The following is a 7233-nucleotide window of genomic DNA, read 5'->3' as shown; positions in this document are numbered from 1 at the left end:
GACCCTGGAGCGAGCAACGCGAGTGAAGCGGCTCATCGGACGCCCCCAGGAAAGCACTCAGTCGGAACGGAGATCAACCCCTCGTTTTGAAAAAGAGCTATATTTTTTTATTTGTCACCTTGATTTCATTGACATAATAGTATTTCAACAACATGAAAAATCGTATTTTCCCTAATGGAAAATACGATTTTTTAATACTAGATATGAAGCTGTAATTCAATTGGACAATGGTCGCTTCCTAAAATGTGCGCATGAATATTCGCCTCTTCTATGCTATCTTTTAATCTCTCAGAAACAATAAAATAATCAATGCGCCAGCCAATATTGCGTTCACGCACTTTATTCATATAAGACCACCAAGTATAGCGGTCTGTTGTATCACGATGTAGGTGACGGAAGGAATCGATAAAACCACTTGCTAAAAGCTCCGTCATTTTGGCACGTTCTTCATATGTAAAGCCAGAATTTCCAATATTCGATTTTGCATTTTTTAAATCAATTTCCATATGTGCAACATTTAAGTCTCCACAGTATACGATAGGCTTCTTGGCATTCAACTCCTGTAAATATAAAGCTACTCGGCTCTCCCACTCTAAACGAAAAGATAATCGAGCTAAATCACGCTGAGCGTTTTTGTACAGAAAGCGGCGTATGCTTTGTAAAAATAGCCGTTCCCGAGTAGCCCTTCTTCTGTGCGTAGTTCCAATATTGCTCATATCCTTCAAGAGATAGCTCAACTTGTCCTGCCTGACACTTCGTTTCTTGAATACAGAAAAAATCAGCATCCATGCTATTGAAAAAATCTAAAAAACCTTTGCCTATACAGGCTCTGATCCCATTGACATTCCAAGAAATAAATTTCATTTTCTTCTCTCCCTTCAAAAAAACGCCCCCCGCCATCAGCGAAGAGCGTAGTATGCTATAAGTCATCACCAACTATTTTTACTTCTGTCTCCAAATCAATACCGAACTTTTCCTTAACTACCCTCTGTACCATTTGGATTGTTGCGATATAATCAGAAGCTGTGGCAGTGCCTTTATTCACAATAAAGCCTGCATGCTTCGTTGAAACCTCTGCACCGCCTACACCCTTTCCTTGTAAGTCGCTATCTTGAATAAGCTTACCTGCAAAGTGACCTGGAGGGCGCTTAAAAACACTCCCAGCAGATGGGTATTCTAATGGCTGCTTAGATTCTCGTTGAAACGTTAAATCTGCAATTTTAGCATCAATTTCTTCCTGTACACCTTTAGCTAACTGAAATTCGGATGACAGTACATAGTAACCCTTTTTAGCAATTATACTTTTACGATAACCTAGTTCAAGCTCTTCTTTGTTTAATATTAAAACATCTCCTTCTTTAGTTAACACTTTAGAGGAAATAATAATATCCTTAATTTCTCCACCATAGGCTCCTGCATTCATAGCCATCGCTCCACCAATTGAGCCTGGAATACCACAAGCAAATTCAAAGCCTGTTAAAGTAGCAGCAGCAGCTAATTTAGATACGTCCTTTATGAGTGCACCGCTTTGCGCGTAAACATGGTCATCATCTATATGAATTTCATCTAAATATGAAAATGTAACAACAATCCCTCGATGTCCGCCATCACGAACGACCATATTGGACCCATTACCTAACATTAATAATGGAATATTATTTATGTGTGCATAGCGAATAACTGATATCGCTTCTTCTTCTGTTTCAGGTAAAACAAAAACATCTGCCTTACCGCCTAATTTAGTCATCGTATATTGCTGTAAAGATTCATTTAATTTAATATTGGCTGGATTTATGCTTTGTGCTAAATCCGATGCCCATTGTTCTTTTGTCATGAGAGCTAATTCCTTTCTAACATCCTTCTTACTCTACACTAGTATGGATTTAGAACCTCGATTTGACAAGTAAAATGAAGGGTATTTTATCTCGTTTTCATGGGTTGCAATACACCCTGTGCAGAGATGTTGAATATTATAAAGAAAATTCAAGACCATTCCAAGAAACATATTTAGCCAACTTCCCTTAAAGCCAACTTGTTGCCCATGATTCGATATTGCGAATAGCCCCTTCTAACGCCTTACCCTTATCAGTTAACGAATACTCAACACGTACTGGAACTTCTGAATAGACTTTTCGCTCCACCAGTCCTTCTTTTTCCAGCTCCTTTAAGCGTTCTGATAACAAACGACCACTTACTGGTAATGCAGACTCAATTTCATTAAATCGCTGCGGTCCATCTAATAGTTGATATAAAATTAGTCCTGTCCAGCGTTTTCCAATTAAATCCATTGCTTTAGCTAAACGAGGACATAAAGTTGTCTCATTCATTTTTTTCACCTCTTATGTATTCTATTGTAACGATTATTTTTACAAAAGTAAATTTGAAGTAACTTATTTACACCTAGTAATTTATTTACTGATATATATTTAATTACTAAAAGTAAGTTTAAGTTGAATTATGTATTATTTAAGTTAATGTACAGAAATTTACATTAACTTAAATGATTAACTATAACCTTCTCTTAACCCTGGTCTCAAATAAACGTTTAGTCACAGTAGTCGAAAAACAATCATGTACAAGACAACTCACTATATGCCTGCACTCTTCACAATATGAATATTTCAAAAGCCAAGACTTTCTCAATTAACGTCAAATAGAAAGCAGACATTCATACTTTCATGATTACTTTTCTTATAATAATTTTAAATATTCACAATTTACACGATTATTCATAGTATTTTTGCTAATTTTTACGAGTAATCCATTGAATCATTGAATTTTTTACTCTATCATTCGTTGTAAGATACTGTTTTTAGGGGGATTTTCCAGTGAAAAAGTATACAATTGATTTCAGCCATTCAACGATTGGTTTCTCAGTGAGACATATGATGATATCAAAAATACATGGTACATTTGAATCGTACAATGCAGAAATAGCATTACCAGATATTGAACAAGCAGAAGGTGGAAGCATTTCATTTACCATTGCAGTTGCTAGTGTTTCCACAAAAAATTTCGATCGAGATGTTCATCTTGTATCTCCTGACTTTTTCGATGCCGATGTTTATCCTAAAATATTATTTACATCTACAGAAATCAAAAAACTTGGAGAAAAAAAATATGCTATTCAAGGTGATTTAACTATTAAAAACATAACGAAGCCCATTATATTTACTACAGTATATACCGGAAAAGGCATAAATCCTTGGGCACAGGAAGTATATGGCTTCCAAGCAAAGGCACAAATTGACCGTCGAGAATTTAATTTAGTGTATAACACGTTACTTGAAACAGGTGGTGTATTAATAAGTGATGAGATTGATGTTGTTGTCGACCTTGAAATAAATCCTATATAACAATTTTGTTTTTTGTAACGAGGTAAGGAGGACCTTATGCTTTGGGTTAATGATTTTTCATTTGCGTCTATGTTTATTACAATAATTTTTATAATTGTTATTGGGGGTATCGTGTTCACTGTTTTTAACGGCATTTTACAATGGTCAAAAAACAATAATTCACCTGTTTTAACAGTACCAGCTCAAGTCGTTACGAAACGATCCAAAACTAGTGGAGGTTCTGGTAACTCTAGTGCCCATACATCCTATTATGTAACGTTTGAGGTACAAAGCGGTGATCGGCTAGAGTTAAAAATGAATGGTCGTGATTTCGGACTACTTGCAGATGGTGACTTTGGATTACTAACGTTTCAAGGCACACGATATCATACATTTGAACGGCAAAATAAGAAGAGCAGCGATTAACTCGCGCTCTTCTTTTCAATTTTATTATTGAATTAAATATTTACCGAAGCCGCCTTCAGTATCTCCTAGATATTTAATAGAGCTACCTACTGGGATAACCTTTTGAGCATCCTTAGCAGTTTGGTAAATAACCTTTGTATTTGCTGGGAATGGTACAAACGACCAGTTATTATCCGCAGCAGGATTAATTGTTTTATTGTCCATAATGTAATCAATAACAGCTTGGCGATTTTCATACGCATAGTTCGTTACATTAGAGCCGTTAGCATTTTTGAATGTTGCTCCATACGAGCCGCCAACACGGTAATTATTTGTAATAATGATGAATTCTTGTTTTAAATCAATCGGTTTACCAGCGTACTGTACATTTTTAATACGGTTTGCCTTTTCATCAGCAAGATTGCCACGACGGTCATATTTTGCTGGCGATGTCACATCAATTTGATAAGTTAAACCATCTAGCACATCGAAATTATAAGAACGTGCTTCTGAATCGATAATATTTTGCTCTTCCGTTTTATTTGGATCAATTGTTGCAAAAATACCTGCAGCCATCTCTAACCATTCAATGGCTTGAGCACCTGTCACTTTAATTGTTGCGACAGTGTTGTCATAATGGTAAATATCCGCCATATTTTTAATCGCAAGCGGACCTACGGGAATATTTGTATAATCGGCAGGATTATTACGAGAGCCTGCTTTGAAAGGTGCACCAGCAGAAAGCAGCGGTGTCTTTTCATCAGCAGTACCTTTTAATTCTTTTTCAATAAACCATTTTTGCGCTTGCGTAACAATTTGAATAGAAGGATCATCTTGTACCATTGAGAAGTAACTATGGATTGGTGCAGTTGTCTCACCAACAGGTTGACGAATATACTTTAATGTACCTTCATGGGCATCCTTAATCGCATTTAAAACTGTTTTAGATGGCTGTAATCCCTCTTTTTTAATAGAACGAATAGAACCTTGTCCATCCACAACAACCCATTTTGAGCCCTGTAGCTCTAGCTTTAAGTCAATAACACCAAGATGACTACCGTAGCTACCTGCCATAACAGTAGGTACACCATTAATTGTCCCTTTTTCTTGATCTACATTTTTTAAATCCTTATAGTCACCTGGGAAAGTTAAATGAGAGTGACCTGTAATTAAAGCATCAATTCCTTCGATATCAGCAATTTGATAACCAACGTTTTCCGCGCCCTCCACATACGTATCTTCACCAATACCTGAATGTGAAAGAACGACAATTACATCTGCGCCTGCTTTTTGCATTTCTGGCACAACTTCTTTTACCGCTTCAACAGGTTCTTGCATATCAACTTTACCTGCTAAATGAATCGCATCCCACTCAACAATTTTTGTAGGTACGATTCCTGTAACACCTATTTTAAGTGTGTGCTTTTTACCTGTATGATCAACAACCTCTTTATCTATAATGACATAAGGCGTATACATATGTTTTTTTGTTTTAGCATCATAAGTGTTTGCATTTATGACTGGATATTGTGCATCGTTTAATACTTCATCTAAAAACGCTAAACCGTAGTTAAATTCGTGGTTACCTAACGTACCGCCATCATATTTCAGTGCATTAAGTGCTGCGATAGCTGGATGAACTTCACCAGGCTTTAATACGTTTTCTAACGCCTTATAGGAGCCTAATGGCGTTCCTTGAATTAAATCACCATTATCGAACAATAATGTGTTTGGATTCTCAGCACGTGCTTGCTCAATTAATGCGGCAGTATTCGCTAATCCTACATCGGCTGATTCAGCATCTAAGTAATAATTATAATTAGCAAGGTTTGTATGGATATCTGTTGTCCCTAAAATTTGTAGATCCATGGTAGTCTTAGCTACCGGTAATTTATATTCAGCTGTAAAACGTTCTACGATACTTTGCATTTGCTCCGATGTCACATAGTCACGAGGGCGAATTGTATTATCATCGAAGCCTTGTAAAATATTTGCTGCAACAGCATTTGCTAAATCTTGTTTATGGGTCTTAGCAATCAAATGGGCATCCTTGAATTTATCCAACACCGAAAGTGAAGCGTTCTCATTAACTAGTCCACGGGCAGATATAACAAAAGCCTGTTGACGTGTTAATTTATCATTTGGTCCAAACGATGTGGCACTTTTACCCTTAATCAAGTTCAGTTCCACTGCTTTTTCCACATAAGGGGCTAAATCCTTTGGAACATCCGTGAAGGACAATTTAGAACCATCACTAAGCTCAACGTTTAATTTCTCTACTAATTCTTTCACATAGTCCCCACGTGTCACGTCATTTGATGCAGCATTTGCAGACAGCCCAAATGGTAGCAACGTGAATAGAATAAGTAACATCGGTAAGAATGTAGCCATTAATTTCTTATTCATGTAACAGCCTCCTTAAAAGTCTAATATTTTCCTACGATTTCTATTATATTATACTAATTAATATATTTACCGAATAAATAGACCTATTTGTATGTACTTTTGAATGATTAATAAGGAACTTTACTGAAAAAGCATAAATTAATACCACTATCACTTATTCTTCACCACATGATGTTATTTAATGTAAATTAAAAATAAGTGTATAGCATCAATATATCAGATCACTATACCACTACCATACCTCTGCTATACCAATAAAAAAAGTTCTCCCAGATTTGAGAGAACTTTTTTTAAAAACTAAATGATTATGCATGGACAGATTGTAAAGATTGAGCTACTTTTTTAACTTCTTCTAGACCATTTGCAATAATTTCTTGAGCTTTATCTGGTGAAGCATTGTGTCCTTCAATAACAACTTCTTCGATAATTTCCATACCAAATACACCGCCAGCAATATTTTTAATATAGTTAACTGCCATTTCCAATGGTTGAGCTTCTGGTGAAGAGTAGTAACCACCACGAGCATTTAAAATAATTGCTTTTTTGTCTGTCATTAAGCTGACCATTTGACCTTGCTCATTATATTTGAATGTGAATCCAGCTTGATATACATAATCAATGAAGGTTTGTAATGTAGCTGGAATTGTTAGGTTCCAAAGTGGGAAAGCAAATACAACTACATCAGCTGCAGTTAAAGCATCCATCGCTTTTTGCTTTGCAGCTAAAAGACGAGATTCGATGTCAGTTAACTCTCCACCATTTTGTACTTTACCAAAAGCATTGAAAAGATCTTGACCAAAATAAGGCATATCTTCTTTATACACGTCAAAAGTTGTGACATTAACACCTTGTACATTTTCCATAAATGTCTCATACATTTTTGTTGAAATACCATCTGGTCGATTGTTAGCTTTTACTACTAAAACGTTCATTATATAAAATCTCCCTTAAAAATCATAATTTAATATATCTTGATTTCGAGATATATGACTTCCTTAGTCTAAAAAAATTTCAGTCAAAAGTCAACACTAATAATCTCATACTTTTGACTGAAATATTTATATAGCATATTGATGTATGACTACCT

Annotated in this window: 6 protein-coding genes and 1 pseudogene; 2 read left to right on the top strand and 5 right to left on the bottom strand. The window is 35.7% G+C overall.

Going from position 1 to position 7233, the window contains the following annotated elements; all coding sequences use genetic code 11:
• Window positions 1-197: 197 nt before the first annotated feature.
• The 3 genes and pseudogenes from ACQKIM_RS01185 to ACQKIM_RS01175 all read right to left on the bottom strand — a co-directional run bounded on the left by ACQKIM_RS01185 (window position 198) and on the right by ACQKIM_RS01175 (window position 2327).
• Window positions 198-864 (bottom strand): annotated as a pseudogene (locus ACQKIM_RS01185) (exodeoxyribonuclease III).
• Window positions 865-919: 55 nt separating this feature from the next.
• On the bottom strand, window positions 920-1834 hold the full coding sequence (murB, locus tag ACQKIM_RS01180; protein WP_427537813.1) for a UDP-N-acetylmuramate dehydrogenase: 915 nt from the start codon (window positions 1832-1834) through the stop codon (window positions 920-922).
• Window positions 1835-2021: 187 nt separating this feature from the next.
• Window positions 2022-2327 (bottom strand): winged helix-turn-helix transcriptional regulator, encoded by a 306-nt coding sequence (locus ACQKIM_RS01175; protein ID WP_054771027.1) that lies wholly within the window; start codon window positions 2325-2327, stop codon window positions 2022-2024.
• Between the two features lie 501 nt (window positions 2328-2828).
• Here ACQKIM_RS01175 and ACQKIM_RS01170 point away from each other — a divergent pair.
• Window positions 2829-3356: a YceI family protein gene (locus tag ACQKIM_RS01170; protein ID WP_427537810.1), complete on the top strand. Its 528-nt coding sequence runs from the start codon at window positions 2829-2831 to the stop codon at window positions 3354-3356.
• Between the two features lie 36 nt (window positions 3357-3392).
• On the top strand, window positions 3393-3761 hold the full coding sequence (locus ACQKIM_RS01165) for a DUF2500 domain-containing protein (protein ID WP_427537807.1): 369 nt from the start codon (window positions 3393-3395) through the stop codon (window positions 3759-3761).
• A gap of 24 nt (window positions 3762-3785) precedes the next feature.
• On the opposite strand, the gene ACQKIM_RS01160 is transcribed toward ACQKIM_RS01165, so the two are convergent.
• Window positions 3786-6146 carry a bifunctional 2',3'-cyclic-nucleotide 2'-phosphodiesterase/3'-nucleotidase gene (locus ACQKIM_RS01160; protein ID WP_427537804.1) on the bottom strand — a complete coding sequence of 787 codons (2361 nt, stop codon included), beginning with the start codon at window positions 6144-6146 and terminating at the stop codon, window positions 3786-3788.
• A 305-nt stretch (window positions 6147-6451) separates the two neighbouring features.
• Window positions 6452-7078 (bottom strand): FMN-dependent NADH-azoreductase, encoded by a 627-nt coding sequence (locus tag ACQKIM_RS01155; protein WP_427537801.1) that lies wholly within the window; start codon window positions 7076-7078, stop codon window positions 6452-6454.
• Window positions 7079-7233 lie beyond the last annotated feature (155 nt).

The organism is Lysinibacillus sp. NPDC047702 (genome assembly GCF_050272555.1).
Lineage (GTDB): Bacteria > Bacillota > Bacilli > Bacillales_A > Planococcaceae > Lysinibacillus.
Note: the sequence above shows the minus strand (reverse complement) of the source record. Positions and strands in the feature narration are given on the sequence as shown.